This is a genomic window from Pseudomonas sp. RC10 (assembly GCF_038397775.1).
Lineage (GTDB): Bacteria > Pseudomonadota > Gammaproteobacteria > Pseudomonadales > Pseudomonadaceae > Aquipseudomonas > Aquipseudomonas bambusae.
Map to the genome: position 1 here is coordinate 6,434,594 of NZ_CP151650.1, position 15,300 is coordinate 6,449,893.

At 61.3% G+C, this 15,300-nt stretch carries 15 protein-coding genes; 13 read left to right on the top strand and 2 right to left on the bottom strand.

The features are described from left to right. The first annotated feature begins 16 nt into the window (after window positions 1-16). The 7 genes from hutC to AAEO81_RS28855 all read left to right on the top strand — a co-directional run bounded on the left by hutC (window position 17) and on the right by AAEO81_RS28855 (window position 5,661). Window positions 17-727 (top strand): histidine utilization repressor, encoded by a 711-nt coding sequence (hutC, locus tag AAEO81_RS28825; RefSeq protein ID WP_341964646.1) that lies wholly within the window; start codon window positions 17-19, stop codon window positions 725-727. After that, the gene (locus AAEO81_RS28830; RefSeq protein ID WP_341960525.1) at window positions 724-1,317 is read left to right on the top strand and encodes a HutD family protein; all 594 of its coding nucleotides are present in this window, start codon (window positions 724-726) and stop codon (window positions 1,315-1,317) included. The genes hutC and AAEO81_RS28830 overlap by 4 nt, the downstream gene beginning before the upstream one ends. A gap of 205 nt (window positions 1,318-1,522) precedes the next feature. Then, window positions 1,523-2,701: a Na+/H+ antiporter NhaA gene (nhaA, locus tag AAEO81_RS28835; RefSeq protein ID WP_341960527.1), complete on the top strand. Its 1,179-nt coding sequence runs from the start codon at window positions 1,523-1,525 to the stop codon at window positions 2,699-2,701. 110 nt (window positions 2,702-2,811) lie between these two features. Then, the gene (locus AAEO81_RS28840) at window positions 2,812-3,342 is read left to right on the top strand and encodes a DUF3455 domain-containing protein (RefSeq protein WP_341960529.1); all 531 of its coding nucleotides are present in this window, start codon (window positions 2,812-2,814) and stop codon (window positions 3,340-3,342) included. A 99-nt stretch (window positions 3,343-3,441) separates the two neighbouring features. Then, a complete protein-coding gene (locus tag AAEO81_RS28845; RefSeq protein ID WP_341960530.1) occupies window positions 3,442-4,002 on the top strand; it encodes a sigma-70 family RNA polymerase sigma factor in 561 nt (186 codons plus the stop codon). Further along, window positions 3,999-4,724: an anti-sigma factor gene (locus AAEO81_RS28850; RefSeq protein ID WP_341960531.1), complete on the top strand. Its 726-nt coding sequence runs from the start codon at window positions 3,999-4,001 to the stop codon at window positions 4,722-4,724. The genes AAEO81_RS28845 and AAEO81_RS28850 overlap by 4 nt, the downstream gene beginning before the upstream one ends. A 196-nt stretch (window positions 4,725-4,920) precedes the next feature. Beyond that, window positions 4,921-5,661, top strand: a complete 741-nt coding sequence (locus AAEO81_RS28855) for an anti-sigma factor (protein WP_341960532.1) — start codon at window positions 4,921-4,923, stop codon at window positions 5,659-5,661. Between the two features lie 57 nt (window positions 5,662-5,718). Here AAEO81_RS28855 and AAEO81_RS28860 read toward each other — a convergent pair whose 3' ends face one another. Further along, complete coding sequence (locus AAEO81_RS28860; protein ID WP_341960533.1) at window positions 5,719-6,360, bottom strand: DUF1109 domain-containing protein; 642 nt, start codon at window positions 6,358-6,360, stop codon at window positions 5,719-5,721. Beyond that, entirely contained in the window at window positions 6,357-6,941 is a 585-nt protein-coding gene (locus AAEO81_RS28865; protein WP_166598126.1) for a sigma-70 family RNA polymerase sigma factor, read from the bottom strand. The genes AAEO81_RS28860 and AAEO81_RS28865 overlap by 4 nt, the downstream gene beginning before the upstream one ends. Before the next feature lie 427 nt (window positions 6,942-7,368). Here AAEO81_RS28865 and hutU point away from each other — a divergent pair, with 427 nt between their 5' ends. The 6 genes from hutU (at window position 7,369) to hutH (ending at window position 15,290) form a co-directional block, all read left to right on the top strand. Then, complete coding sequence (hutU, locus tag AAEO81_RS28870) at window positions 7,369-9,063, top strand: urocanate hydratase (RefSeq protein ID WP_341960534.1); 1,695 nt, start codon at window positions 7,369-7,371, stop codon at window positions 9,061-9,063. Window positions 9,064-9,224: 161 nt separating this feature from the next. Beyond that, window positions 9,225-10,694: a cytosine permease gene (locus AAEO81_RS28875; protein WP_341960535.1), complete on the top strand. Its 1,470-nt coding sequence runs from the start codon at window positions 9,225-9,227 to the stop codon at window positions 10,692-10,694. Window positions 10,695-10,824: 130 nt separating this feature from the next. Continuing rightward, window positions 10,825-11,790, top strand: a complete 966-nt coding sequence (locus AAEO81_RS28880; RefSeq protein WP_341960537.1) for an ABC transporter substrate-binding protein — start codon at window positions 10,825-10,827, stop codon at window positions 11,788-11,790. A 169-nt stretch (window positions 11,791-11,959) separates the two neighbouring features. Next, window positions 11,960-12,811, top strand: coding sequence for a proline/glycine betaine ABC transporter permease (locus AAEO81_RS28885; protein WP_166598122.1), 852 nt, complete (start codon window positions 11,960-11,962; stop codon window positions 12,809-12,811). Next, window positions 12,808-13,638 carry a glycine betaine/L-proline ABC transporter ATP-binding protein gene (locus AAEO81_RS28890; RefSeq protein WP_341960539.1) on the top strand — a complete coding sequence of 277 codons (831 nt, stop codon included), beginning with the start codon at window positions 12,808-12,810 and terminating at the stop codon, window positions 13,636-13,638. Before AAEO81_RS28885 ends, AAEO81_RS28890 begins: the two co-directional genes overlap by 4 nt. Window positions 13,639-13,652: 14 nt before the next feature. After that, entirely contained in the window at window positions 13,653-15,290 is a 1,638-nt protein-coding gene (gene hutH, locus AAEO81_RS28895) for a histidine ammonia-lyase (protein ID WP_341960540.1), read from the top strand. The last annotated feature ends 10 nt before the right edge of the window (window positions 15,291-15,300 follow it).

Sequence of the window (15,300 nt, forward strand, 5' to 3'; positions counted from 1 at the left end):
TCCGCTGGCCGCCCAGATGGGTGACAGTCCGGCGCCGCTCTACGCCCGGGTGAAGCAAATGATCACCCAGCAGATCCAGAACGGAACCTGGCCGCCGCATCATCGCGTGCCGTCCGAAAGCGAACTGGTGACCCAACTGGGCTTCAGCCGCATGACCATCAACCGCGCCCTTCGCGAAATGACTGCCGAAGGCATGCTGGTGCGGATGCAGGGTGTCGGCACGTTCGTCGCCGAACCCAAGACTCAGTCCGCGCTGTTCGAAGTGCACAACATCGCCGACGAAATCGCCTCTCGCGGTCACACCCACACCTGTCAGGTCATCATCCTCTGCGAAGAGGCTGCCGGTTCCGAGCGCGCATTGGCGCTGGACATGCGCGAAGGCCAGCGGGTATTCCATTCGTTGATCGTGCATTTCGAAAATGACATTCCCGTGCAAATCGAGGACCGTTTCGTCAACGCGGCCGTTGCACCCGAGTATCTGCAACAGGACTTCACCAAGCAGACGCCTTACGCCTACCTCAATCAGGTGGCCCCGCTGACCGAAGGTGAGCACGTGGTCGAGGCCATTCTGGCGGACTCGGATGAATGCAAGCTGCTGCAAATTGAAAAAGGCGAACCCTGCCTGCTGGTTCGCCGCCGCACGTGGTCGGGCCGTCAACCGGTGACCGCCGCCCGCCTGATCCACCCCGGCTCACGCCACCGCCTGGAAGGACGTTTCACCAAATGACTCAGCTGACTGTTCTGCGTGCCGCCGACTACCCGCGCATGCCCTGGAAAAACGGCGGTGGCAGCACCGAAGAAATCACCCGCGATGCAGGCGAAGGGCTGGACGGCTTCGGCTGGCGCCTGTCGATTGCGGATATTGGCGAGTCGGGCGGTTTTTCGGTGTTCGCCGGTTACCTGCGCATCATCACGGTGCTGCAAGGCGCGGGCATGACGCTGAACATCGATGGAAAGGACAGCGAAGCGCTGCTGCCGTCCGATCCGTTTGCGTTCAGCGGTGACAGTCAGGTGTCGTGCACGCTGTTGAACGGGCCGATTCGCGACTTCAACCTGATCTACGCTCCAACCCGTTATCGCGCACGCCTGCAGTGGATCGATGTGCTGCAACCTCAGCGTTTCTTCAGCTCGGCGAATGTGTTCGTGGTGTTCAGCGCGGCCGAGCAGATGGCGGCCAACGTGGGCGAGCATCCGCCGCAGTTGCTGGAAAAACACGATTGTTTGCAACTGGATAACAAGGAAGGGGCGCTGGTGGAAGTGGTGCTGTATGCGCCGACGGCGAGTCGGGTTTGTATCATCGAACTCGCTGCAATCTAAAAGCTTCTGCCCGCAGGGCGTAGGAGAGTGACTTGTCCGCGATCTGCCGGGAACCGGCAGCAAGACCATCTGACGCGGTTGTGTCAGGCACACCGTGCACGCAGAATTCGCTGCCGCTTCGCGCCAGATCGCCTGCAAGCAAGGCTCCTACGCCTTCGGCAGAAGCAGTCCGCGTAGCTTTGAAATGATCAACACAAGGACGCGCATGACATCGCCCAGCCCGCAAAAAGAAACCCCACGCGCCCTCGCGGTTCTCGCCAGTTTCCTTGCGTCGGAATCCGCAGGCGGAATCGTGTTGATGGGGGCAGCGCTTGCCGCGATCATCGTCGCCAATTCGCCCATGGCCGCTTTCTACTTCGCCGCGCTTCACAGCGTCTGGGGCGGCCTTTCGGTGGAGTTGTGGATCAACGACGGCCTGATGGCGATCTTCTTTCTGATGGTCGGGCTGGAGATCAAACGTGAAGTGCTCGCCGGTGGCCTCGCCAGTTGGGGCCAGCGCGCCCTGCCCGGTTTTGCGGCGGCGGGAGGGATGCTGGTACCCGCGCTGATCTACGTCGGCATCAATTTGGGCAACGCCGAAACCCTCGGTGGCTGGGCGATTCCGGCGGCCACCGACATTGCCTTCGCGCTGGGCGTGTTGTCGTTGCTCGGCAAGCGCGTGCCCACATCGCTGAAAGTCTTCCTCGCCGCCCTGGCGATTCTCGACGATCTGGGTGCGGTCACGATCATCGCGCTGTTCTACAGCACCGGCCTCAACCTGCCGATGCTCGGCGCTGCGTTCGCAACGCTGGCAGTGCTGGTGATCATGAACCGCATGGGCGTACAACGACTGTTGCCGTATCTGTTGCTGGGCCTGCTGCTGTGGTTTTTCGTCCTGCAATCCGGCGTGCACGCGACGCTGGCCGGTGTTGCGCTGGCGCTGTGCATTCCGCTCGGCACACGGCAGGAAGAGGCCCGTTCGCCGCTGTTGTTGCTGGAGGAAAAGATGCACTACTGGGTCGCGTTTGCCGTGGTGCCGGTGTTCGGGTTTGCCAATGCGGGGGTGTCGCTGTCGGGCGTCAGTCTCGGCAACCTCGTGGACCCGGTGCCGCTGGGGGTTGCGTTGGGTCTGTTCGTCGGCAAGCAGATTGGCGTGTTTCTCGCGGCCACGTTGGCGATTCGGTCGGGATTGGCAACATTGCCCGAGGGCAGTAACTGGATGCAGCTCTACGGTGTCGCGTTGCTGTGCGGGATTGGGTTCACGATGAGCCTGTTCATCGGCAACCTGGCATTCCCCGGCGCGCCGCATTTGATTGACGAGGTAAAAATCGGGGTGCTGATGGGATCGATTTTGTCCGCGCTGGCGGGCATCGCCCTGTTGCGCAGCAAGTTGGCGCAACGCTGAGCCGCTTCCTGAACATTTTTTTCAAACCGCTGCATCCAGATCCGTTTCTGGCGGGTAGTACAGTCAGCAGCCCTTCGCTGCCCACTGAAATACCCTCAGGAGAAACTGCGATGAACGCTAAACACTACTTCTGCCTGGCAGCCAGCGCCCTGGCCCTGACGTGTGCATCCTCAGCTTTCGCTCAAACAGAAGTGCCCGACAGCATCAAGGTCCCGGCCGGTCACAAAGTCAGCATGGAAACCACTGGCGTTGGCGAAATCACCTACGAGTGCAAAACCAAAGCAGACAACGCCAGCGAAATGGCATGGACGTTCGTCGGCCCCAAGGCGGTGCTCAATGATCGCAAGGGCCAACAGGTCGGGACCTACTTCGGCCCACCGGCAACGTGGGAAGCGAAAGACGGTTCGAAAATCACCGGCACCCAGTTGGCGGTTGCGCCATCGGGCGAGGGCAACCTGCCGTATCAACTGGTCAAGGCCAATCCCGCCGAAGGTAAAGGCGCCATGCACGGCGTCACCTACATTCAACGCGTCGCGCTCAAAGGCGGCGTAGCCCCTTCCACGACGTGTTCGGCCGCCAACAAAGGCGCGAAAGAAGTGGTCAAGTATCAGGCTGATTACATTTTCTGGGCCAGCAACTGATCACGACGGTTTCAGAGGTCTTGCGCAGTAAACGGGCTATGCTCCTGCGCAAGCGACCTCACCCGTGATCGCACACACTCCCATGGATGGCCGATCAATTTGTCCACACCTCAGACACCGTTTGACTATGAAGCAGCGTTGCTTGCCTGCGCCCGCGGTGAACGGCGGGCGCTGCAACGTCTTTATGAGCAGGAAAGCCCGCGTCTGCTTGGTGTGGTGCAACGCATCGTGATCGACCGCGCGCGTGCCGAGGACATCGTGCACGACGCCTTTATCAAGATATGGAGCAGCGCGGCGAGTTTCGACCCCTCCCGTGGCAGCGCCCGTGGGTGGATGTTCACGGTGGCGCGACATTTTGCGCTCAACAGTGTGCGCAACAGCGCGCGGGAAGTGTCTATGGACGATGACCATGACAGCCACGTGCAAACAACGGTCGAGGGCTGGCAAGAGACCCAAGACGCCTTCGATTGGCGGGTCAACCCGGGCCGGATTCACACCTGCCTCGAACAACTGGAGCCGGTGCGTCGCAACTGTATTTTTCATGCTTACGTCGATGGCTACTCTCATCAACAGATCGCGCAAAAGCTGGGCGCCCCCTTGGGCACGGTGAAAGCCTGGATCAAGCGCAGCCTGGCTTCGCTGCGGGAGTGCATAGGATGATCGAACAACCAGGCACCCCCTCTGACGACGATGTCCAGTCCCTGGCCGGTGAATACGTACTGGGCACGCTCTCCGCTGGGCAACGGGCTGACGTTCAGCAGCGCCTTGAACACAATGTTGCGCTACGCAGGGCGGTCGACGAGTGGGAAGCCCGATTGCTCTCGCTCACTGATCTGGCAGAGCCGCAGACGCCGCCCACCTCTCTCTGGAACAGAATCGAGCACAGCCTCGATTCGTTGTCGGTTTTGTCACAGCCACGAGTGGATCGAGCGCCGCGTTGGTGGGACAGCCTTAACCTGTGGCGCAGCGTCGCCGGTTTTGGGGTCGCCGCTTCGGTGGTATTGGCGGCATTGCTGGTGACGCAGCATGCACCCAAACCGGTGCCTTCTTACCTGGTGGTGCTCGTCGCGCCGCAGGACAAGGCGCCGGGCTGGGTGATTCAGGCCAGCGACAGCCGTGATATTCAGCTGATCCCGTTGGGCGAAACCTCGATACCCGAAGACAAGGCGCTGCAATTCTGGACCAAGGCCGACGATTGGCAGGGCCCGGTATCGCTTGGGCTGGTCAAGCCAGGCCAAGTGCTGAGCGTACCGCTGGACAGCCTGCCGCCGCTGCAGCCCAACCAGTTATTCGAGCTGACCCTTGAGAAATCCACAGGCTCGCCGATTAACAAACCAACAGGTCCGATTCAATTCATCGGTCGCGCGGTGAAGGTGATTTGAGCCGCTGGCGAAATGAATAGATGGGTGCTGACGAACCGACCCTGAAAATTCGCCCTCCGTGCGTCGTAACGATGTGTTTCAGGAATGCGTCGGCGGTTATTCTCAGCACTACATCGCACACGCATCTGGTGCGCCGTCGGGCACGGTAAACGCCTGTATCGAGCACGGCGCTGCCGTGTGGCGGGAGTGTTTTTGGATGAGTGAAAAACAAGACAAGATTCCGGATCTCGACGTTCAGACCTTGGCCGGCGAGTACGTGCTCGGCACACTCACGGCTGAGCAACGGGTTGAGGTACAAGAGCGTCTGGCCCATGACCCGGCCTTGCGCAAGGCCATTGATGGCTGGCGGTCCCGGCTGCTGACCCTGACCGAAATGGCCGAACCGCAGAAAACACCACCGCCAAGACTCTGGGGGCGGATCGACCGTACGATCGGTACGCTGCCGTTCACGCAGCCGGGTGGCAAAGCTCAGCGACTGAAGCGTCGCAGCCAGTGGTGGGACAACGCCGGATTGTGGCGCGGGCTGGCAGGCATGGGATTGGCCGCCTCGGTGATTCTGACCACTCAGTTGCTGGGCCAGATTCCGACCCCGCCAGCGCCAGCCTTTCTGGCCGTGCTCTCTTCCCCCGAAAATCACACCGCCAGTTGGGTTATTCAGGCGAGCAACCTGCGCGGTATCGAACTGGTGCCGGTGGACAAGGTCGAGGTGCCACTGGGCAAGGTGTTGCAGTTCTGGACCCAGGCGGATGATTGGGAAGGGCCGATATCTCTCGGACTCGTCGGACCGGGCCAGACGCTGAACGTGCCAACGGATCGCTTGCCGCCACTGCAACCCAATCAGGTGTTCGAGCTGTCGCTGGAAAAGGCCGGTGGCTCGCCGATCAACAAGCCAAGCGGGCCGATTCAGTTCATCGGTAAAGCGGTGAAGGCGGGTTGAGCGACAACGGCTGACTGAATGCAATCCTGTCAGCCGTCGCTCGGTGCACCGCCGTGCCTACCAGCGCAAAACCCGAGGCCCGACCAGCGCACCGATTACGGTGGATGCCACCAACCCCATGAGATACCAGACGCCCCAGAACGGAATTTCCATTTCAGGGCAGTGCAGGCAGTAGGCGATGGTCGCCAGCGAACCGGCGAGCAACCCGCCGCTGGCCCCCGCCAGACGCAAACGGGTCGGCGCCATGCCACGCAGCGCCCAGAAAATTGAAATGAAGCCCGGAATCGACAACAGCACAATGTTGATCGCGCAGACTTTCCAGGTTTTGCCAAAGATCATCGCGACACGCGCGTCGGCAGGCGCCTGCATCAAGGCAATCACCCCCGCCAGCCAGACCAGCAATACGCCCGCCCCCACCACCCAGCGCCCCGAACCCGCGCTCAGACCAGGTCGCGCCAGACGAAGGACCATCCACAACGAACCCGCGCCCAGGCACGCCGGGAACGCGATTTTGCCCCAGAACAGCGGCGTCTGGGCAGCCTCCATCAGGTCAGGCCGGGCGCCAAACTTCACCAACACCATCAATAACGAACCCAGCGCGGCGAGCACCACTGCGAGGCCGAAACGCTTGGCAAGCTGCCCGCGATCAACCGGGGCGACGCCGCCCGCGAGCATGGAAATCAGATCATCGGTTTTCATCGTGTACCTCGTATGCGTGCCGCCAGCGCCTTGAGGCCGCGATGCACGCCAATCTTGACCGCCGACTCGGAAAGCCCGGTCATCTTCGCGGTTTCTGTCACCGACAACCCCTCAAGCTTCACGTGCATGATCGGCAAGCGCTGACGGTCAGGCAGATCGCCCAACAGCTTGCTCAAATCGCGACTGGCCTGTGCAGGCTCAAGCTCAGGTTCGGCGAACAGCTCGGCGGTGTCGTCCAGCGAGTCGTTGAACACATCGCCCCTGGACCTCGCACGGTAAAAATCCGTGAGTTTATAGCGAGCAATGGCAAACACCCAGGCAGTGAGCGGTTGATCGACCCGATACGTGTGCCTGGCGTTGTGCACGGCCAGTAGCACTTCTTGCAGCAAATCTTCGATCTCACCGGGCTGACGCTGAAGCCGCGCGCGCAAAAAGCCGCGCAGGTGAGTGCTCAAGTCGGTCAGGAATGTCCTGTAAGCGCGCTCGTTGCCGTCCTGACCGGCCAGAAACAACGATTGAAGCTGCGTTTCCCGGGTCCGCAAGGCAGTGGTGTGCGCAGCGTGATCTGTAATTCGGTCCATCGGTCGCCCTGGTTACATCCGCGTTGAAATTTTCTTTGTAAATCGCAGGCGCAGTAGAAGCCCAACCGCTGCCACAAACAATTCAATTTTCTGTTACCTAATGCACCGTCAGGGAGCGGTCGCACCTAAAAGTAACAATCACGGGAATCCCGTAACGCCTTGAGGCCCATAGTTGCAATACCACGAAACATAGAAACGTCACGAACTGCGCGGGCTGGCGGGGTTTCGAAACGTGGACGAAGCAAGTTGGCCTTTAGGTTGCATATGCTTGTATGTACAAGTAAATATGAGTATGCAAGAGTATTGTGAGTGCACCGCTTCGATTCACTGTCAGCGGCGCCAGATCTGCCAGACCCATATTCCGCCTGTTCGACACAGGCACCGTCAGCCCAGTGCCTGGGCCGGATTGATCATCGAGGATTGCGAAGTGACGACTGACAACAAAACCCCAGCCCAGCAATGGACCAAACGCCGCGACGTGGAAATCCGCGCAGCCCGCGGCACCCAACTGACCGCCAAGAGCTGGCTGACCGAAGCGCCGCTGCGCATGTTGATGAACAACCTCGACCCGGAAGTCGCCGAGAACCCCAACGAGCTGGTGGTGTACGGCGGTATCGGTCGTGCAGCGCGTAACTGGGAATGCTACGACAAAATCGTCGAAAACCTGACCCACCTGAATGACGACGAAACCCTGCTGGTGCAATCCGGCAAGCCGGTCGGCGTGTTCAAGACCCACAGCAATGCCCCGCGCGTGCTGATCGCCAACTCCAACCTGGTGCCGCACTGGGCGAACTGGGAACACTTCAACGAACTGGACGCAAAAGGCTTGGCCATGTACGGCCAGATGACCGCTGGCAGCTGGATCTACATCGGCAGCCAGGGCATCGTTCAGGGCACTTACGAGACCTTCGTTGAAGCCGGTCGCCAACACTTCGACGGCAACCTGAAAGGCCGTTGGGTCCTGACCGCAGGCTTGGGCGGCATGGGTGGCGCACAGCCTCTGGCGGCAACATTGGCGGGCGCCTGCTCACTGAACATCGAATGCCAGCAGAGCCGCATCGATTTCCGCCTGAAAAGCCGCTACGTCGACGAGCAAGCCACTGACCTCGACGACGCGCTGGCCCGCATCGCCAAATACACCGCCGAAGGCAAGGCGATCTCCATCGCACTGCTGGGCAACGCCGCTGAAATCCTCCCGGAACTGGTTCGTCGCGGCGTGCGTCCGGACATGGTCACCGACCAGACCAGCGCCCACGACCCGCTCAACGGCTACCTGCCAAAAGGCTGGACCTGGGAGCAGTACCGCGACCGCGCTGTCACCGAACCGGCTGCTGTGGTCAAGGCCGCCAAGCAGTCGATGGCCGAACACGTCGAAGCGATGCTGGCGTTCCAGAAGCAAGGCATCCCGACCTTCGACTATGGCAACAACATCCGTCAGATGGCGAAAGAAGAAGGCGTGAGCAACGCGTTCGACTTCCCGGGTTTCGTCCCGGCTTACATCCGTCCGTTGTTCTGCCGTGGCATCGGCCCGTTCCGCTGGGCTGCGCTGTCGGGCAACCCGGAAGACATCTACAAGACCGACGCCAAGGTCAAGGAACTGATCCCGGACGACGACCATCTGCACAACTGGCTGGACATGGCCCGCGAGCGCATCAGCTTCCAGGGTCTGCCGGCACGTATCTGCTGGGTCGGTCTGGGCCAGCGCGCCAAGCTAGGCCTGGCGTTCAACGAAATGGTGCGCAGTGGGGAGCTGTCGGCGCCGGTCGTGATCGGTCGTGACCACCTGGACTCCGGCTCCGTTTCCAGCCCGAACCGCGAGACCGAATCGATGCAAGACGGCTCGGACGCGGTGTCCGACTGGCCATTGCTCAACGCCCTGCTCAACACCGCAAGCGGCGCAACCTGGGTGTCGCTGCACCACGGCGGCGGCGTCGGCATGGGCTTTTCGCAACACTCGGGCATGGTCATCGTCTGTGACGGCACCGACGAAGCCGCCGAGCGTATCGCCCGTGTTCTACACAACGACCCGGCCACCGGCGTCATGCGCCACGCCGATGCCGGTTACCAGATCGCCATCGACTGCGCCAAAGAGCAGGGTTTGAATCTGCCGATGATCAAGTAAGTCAGGCGGAACCCCTTGTAGGAGTGAGCTTGCTCGCGATAGCGGCCTATCAGACGCCGTCATGGAGTCAGACCTGACGCCTTCGCGAGCCAGCTCACTCCTACAGAAGGGCGGCGTTCGGCAATACGTGCATCAACACTCGCTTTAGGGGAAGTTTTAAGATGGCTGTTCCAGATGATCGTGTTGCACCAGCTTCGGTGATCGAAAGGCGTTCGATCGACTACATCCCTGACGCGGAAAGACATGGCCGTCTGTTCAGTCAATTCACCCTCTGGCTGGGTGCGAATCTGCAAATCACCGCCATCGTCACCGGGGCCTTGGCCGTGGTGCTGGGCGGCGACGTGTTCTGGTCGTTGATCGGCCTGTTCATCGGTCAACTGCTGGGCGGTGGCGTGATGGCGCTGCACGCGGCGCAAGGTCCGAAACTGGGTCTGCCACAGATGATTTCCAGTCGGGTGCAGTTCGGCGTCTACGGGGCCGTAATCCCGTTGGTGCTGGTGTGCCTGATGTACATCGGCTTCTCCGCCAGCGGCTCGTTGCTGGCCGGGCAAGCCGTCGCTCAACTGATTCAGGTCCCCGACTGGCAAGGCATTGTGCTGTTCGCCGCCGCCATCGTCGTCCTGACCATCTTCGGCTACCGGGTCATCCACATGATCGGCCGGGTCGCCAGCATCATCGGCGTGATCGCTTTCGTTTATCTGTTTGGCGCGCTGCTGGCGGGCAACGACGTCGGCGCGCTGCTGGGCAACAAACACTTCTCGCTGAGCAGCTTCCTTTTGGCGATTTCCCTGTCGGCCTCGTGGCAGATCGCGTTTGGCCCGTACGTCGCGGACTACTCGCGCTACCTGCCGCGCAGCACGTCGGCGAGCAAGACATTCTGGGCCGTCGGCCTGGGTTCGGTGATCGGCGCGCAAGCGTCGATGGTGTTCGGCGTGTTCGCGGCAGCACTGGCGGGCAAGAACTTCGCTCATCACGAAGTCTCGTACATCGTCGGCCTCGGCGGCACCGGTGCTGTGGCCGCCGCGCTGTACTTCAGCATCGCGTTCGGCAAGGTGACGATCACCACGCTCAACGCCTACGGCAGCTTCATGTCGATCGCGACCATCGTCAGCGGTTTTCGCGGCAATCGCCACATCTCCAGCGCGCTGCGCCTGACGTACATCTTCGCGATGGTCGGCATCGCCACCGCGCTGGCGCTGCTGGGCAAGGACTCGTTCCTCAAGGATTTCTCGGCGTTCATCCTGTTCCTGCTGGCGTTTTTCACGCCGTGGAGCGCGATCAACCTGGTGGACTTCTACTGCATCACCAAAGAGCGTTACGACATCCCTGCCCTGTCCAACCCGGACGGTCGTTATGGCCGCTGGAACTGGGTCGGCATCAGCATCTACGTGATCGGCGTGCTGATTCAGATGCCGTTCATCTCGACCCATTTCTACACCGGGCCGCTGGTGGCCAGCCTTGATGACACCGACATCTCGTGGATCATCGGTCTGGTGGTGCCTGCGGTGCTGTATTACGTCGCCGCGCGGAAATGGCCCGGCAAGATCGCCGACCGCCTGATTCTGCCGACCGAAGACGGGATGCCTCAAACACGCGAAAACGCAGCACCGACGCAGGCTGCGGTGAACTGAAAGTTCGTCATGCCCGTCTGTTAAAGCTGTGCCAGAGCAGTGCGGAACCCACATCCGGCCTTTGATCAGGCTGATTGCCGACCGCTTTGGTGATTGTCGAAAACCCATTCAAGACCAGGAGCTACACATAATGAAATCCAAAAAGGCCCTGCTATCCACACTGCTGACCGCAGGCTTGTTCGCCAGTGGTGCCAGCCAGGCAGCGGGATGGTGTGAGTCTGGCAAACCGGTGAAATTCGCCGGTCTGAACTGGGAAAGCGCCATGCTGCTGACCGACGTCCTGCAAGTGGTGTTGAACAAGGGTTACGGCTGCGAAACCGACAGCCTGCCCGGCAACTCCATCACCATGGAAAACGCCCTGAGCACCAACGACATTCAGATCTTCGCGGAAGAGTGGGTAGGCCGCAGCGAAGTGTGGAACAAGGCCGAAGCCGCCGGGAAAGTGGTGGGTGTCGGCGCGCCGGTCAAAGGTGCCGTAGAAGGCTGGTACGTGCCGCGCTACGTGATCGAAGGCGACGCCAAGCGCAAGCAGGAAGCCAAGGCGCCGGACCTGAAAACGATTGCCGATCTGGGTAGATACGCAGCGGTCTTCAAGGACGCCGAAGAGCCGGACAAGGGCCGTTTCTACAACTGCCCGGCCGGCTGGACCTGTGAGCTGGAAAACAGCGAGATGCTGAAAAGCTACGGCCTGGAAGGCAAGTACACCAACTTCCGCCCTGGCACCGGCCCGGCGCTGGATGCGGCGATTCTGTCGAGCTACAAGCGTGGCGAGCCAATCCTGGCGTACTACTGGTCGCCGACGCCGCTGATGGGCCAAGTGGACATGGTGCGTCTGGAAGAAAAAGCGGGCGTGAACAAGACCATCGACATCAAGGTCGGCCTGTCCAAGACCTTCCACGAGCAGGCGCCCGAGCTGGTGTCGGTGCTGGAAAAGGTGAACATCCCGATCGACCTGCTGAACCAGAACCTGGCCCGTATGACCAAGGATCGCATCGAGTCGCCAAAGCTGGCGAAGATCTTCCTCAAGGAACATCCTGAGGTCTGGCACCAGTGGGTCAGCGAAGACGCTGCCAAGAAGGTAGAGGCTTCGTTGTAAGGCTTAGATCCGGATGCCGCACTAATCGCGGCATAACCGAACCTGTAGGAGTGAGCTTGCTCGCGATAGCGTTTAAACATCCAACATCATCCTTGGCTGACACGACGCTATCGCGAGCAAGCTCACTCCTACAGGGGCTAAGCGCCATCAAATAGATCGAGACAAGATTATGTTCCCCGAAAGCTTCACGTTCTCCATCGCCGACTGGGTCAATGACTGGGTCGACAAACTGGTCACCAACTACGGCGACGTGTTCCGGCACATCTCCGACACGCTGCTGTGGGCCATCGTCAAACTCGAAGGCCTCCTGCGCGTGGCGCCGTGGTGGGTGTTGCTGGCCATCGTCGGCCTCATCGCCTGGCACGCCACGCGCAAATTCACCACCACGGCGGTCGTGGTCGGTCTGCTGTTCCTGGTTGGCGCGGTCGGCCTGTGGGACAAGTTGATGCAGACCCTCGCGCTGATGCTGGTCGCCACGTTCATCTCGGTGCTGATCGGCGTGCCGCTGGGGATTCTCTCCGCGCGCAGCAATCGCCTGCGTTCGGTGTTGATGCCGTTGCTCGACATCATGCAGACCATGCCGAGCTTCGTGTACCTGATCCCGGTGCTGATGCTGTTCGGTCTGGGCAAGGTCCCGGCGATTTTCGCGACCGTGATCTACGCCGCGCCGCCGCTGATTCGCCTGACCGACCTCGGCATCCGTCAGGTCGATGGCGAAGTGATGGAAGCAATCAACGCGTTCGGCGCCAACCGCTGGCAGCAACTGTTCGGCGTGCAACTGCCGCTGGCCCTGCCGAGCATCATGGCCGGGATCAACCAGACCACCATGATGGCCCTGTCGATGGTGGTGATCGCCTCGATGATCGGCGCCCGAGGTCTGGGCGAAGACGTGCTGGTGGGCATTCAGACGCTCAACGTCGGTCGCGGCCTGGAAGCGGGTCTGGCCATCGTCATCCTGGCGGTCGTGATCGACCGTATCACGCAGGCCTATGGCCGCCCACGGCATGAGGCGAGCAAGTGATGAGCGCTGAACAGAACAAAATCGTCGTCAAAAACGTCTACAAAATCTTCGGCAGTCGCGCCAAGGATGCGCTGGCGATGGTCCAACAGAACCAGAGCAAGGATCAGGTCCTCGCGCAGACTGGCTGTGTGGTCGGCGTGAACGACCTGTCGCTGTCGATCGGCAGCGGCGAGATCTTCGTGATCATGGGCCTGTCGGGTTCCGGCAAATCCACTCTGGTGCGCCACTTCAATCGCCTGATCGACCCCACCAGCGGCGAGATTCTGGTGGATGGCGAGAACATCCTGACTTACGACATGGAAGCGCTGCGCAACTTCCGTCGCCACAAGATCAGCATGGTGTTCCAGAGCTTCGGCCTGCTGCCCCACAAAACCGTAGCCGACAACGTGGCCTACGGCCTGGCGATTCGCGGCGAGAGCAAGGCGCAATGTGCCGAGCGTGCGCAACACTGGATCACCACCGTCGGCTTGAAAGGCTACGAGAAGAAGTACCCGCATCAGCTCTCGGGCGGCATGCGTCAGCGTGTGGGCCTGGCCCGCGCCCTGGCCGCCGACACCGACATCATCCTGATGGATGAAGCGTTCAGCGCCCTCGACCCGTTGATCCGCGCCGAAATGCAGGACCAGTTGCTGGAACTGCAAGCGACGCTCAAGAAAACGATCGTGTTCATCACCCACGACCTGGATGAAGCCGTGCGCATCGGCAACCGCATCGCCATTCTCAAAGATGGCCGGTTGATTCAGGTCGGCACCCCCAAAGAAATCCTCTACTCCCCTGCAGACGACTACGTTGACCGTTTCGTCCAGCGGCGGGTGGCGACCATTTAAGGACGGCTGTAGTCATGTCGCGAGCAGAACAGATCATCATCGGCGATGCACGGGTCACCTGGCAGGACATCACCGCCGTGGCGCGTCATGGCGCCACGCTGGCGTTGTCCGATAGCGCCTGGGCACGGATCGACAACGCCCAGGCCATCGTGCAGCGCATCGTCGCCAGCGACGAACGCGCCTACGGCGTGAACACCGGCTTGGGGGCGCTGTGCAACGTGTCGCTGCAAGGCGAGCAACTGAGCCGCCTGTCGCGCAACACGCTGCTCAGCCACGCCTGCGGTGTCGGCCCGGCACTGCCCGATGAGCAGACCCGCGCGATCATCTGCGCCGCGATCATCAACTACACACAGGGCAAGTCCGGCATCCATCGTCAAGTGGTCGAAGCGCTGATGGCGTTGCTCAACCGCCGCATCACGCCGCAGGTGCCGTCCCAGGGTTCGGTCGGCTACCTGACCCACATGGCGCACATCGGCGTCGCACTGCTGGGCGTCGGTCAGGTCAGCTATCGCGGGCAAGTCGTATCGGCATTGCAAGCGCTGAGCGAGGAAGGTCTGTCGCCGGTCGAACTCGGCGCCAAGGACGGGTTGTGTCTGGTCAACGGTACGCCGTGCATGACCGGCCTGAGCTGCCTGGCCATCGCCGACGTGAATCGCCTGATGCAATGGGCCGATGTGATCAGCGCCATGACCTTCGAAGGCCTGCGCGGTCAGCTCGACGCATTCGATGAAACGATCATTGCGCTCAAGCCCCATCCGGGCATGCAGCAAGTGGGCAAGAACCTGCGCGGCCTGCTGGCGGGCAGCGAAGTCTTGGCCAACAGCAAGGGTATTCGTACACAGGACGCCTTGAGCATCCGTTCGATTCCGCAGGTCCACGGGGCCACCCGCGACCAACTCGCTCACGCCACCCAGCAGATCGAAACCGAGCTGAATTCGGCCACCGACAACCCGCTGCTGCTGGGCGCGCCTGACGCCTATCGCGTCGTCTCGCAAGCCAACCCACACGGTCAGTCAGTGGCGATGGCGGCGGACCTGCTCGCCATTGCGATGGCTGAACTGGGCTCGATTGCCGAGCGACGTCTGGACCGCCTGATCAACCCGACCGTCAGCGGCCTGCCTGCGTTTCTGGTCAGCCAGCCGGGGGTCAACTCCGGGATGATGATCGTGCAATATGTCGCCGCGTCCCTCTGTGCGGAAAACCGCCAGCTGGCGCAACCGGCCGTCATCGACAACTACGTGACGTCAGGGCTTCAAGAGGACCATTTGAGCATGGGCACCAGCGCCGCCTTGAAGCTGCACAAGGTGCTGGAGAACGTCACGCAGATCCTCGCCATCGAGTACCTGCTCGCCGCTCAAGCGTTCGAATTCTTTAAGGGGCCGCGCTTCGGCGTGGGCACCGAAGCCGCGTGGCGTCTGCTGCGTGAGCGCGTTCCGGCTTATGACGAAGACCGCTGGCTGGCCCCGGACATCGCCAGCAGCGTGACCCTGCTCAAGAACGAAGAATCACTGGAAACCGTCTTTCAGGTCTGCCGCGATTATGCGGCAACCCATAACAGCAACAGCCGCAGTCCGAGCGCCACAAGCGCGGAACAGGCAGGAGCCAGTTCAAGGCACGCGACCGACATCAACGAAGGAGTAGCAGCATCGTGACCGACACCCA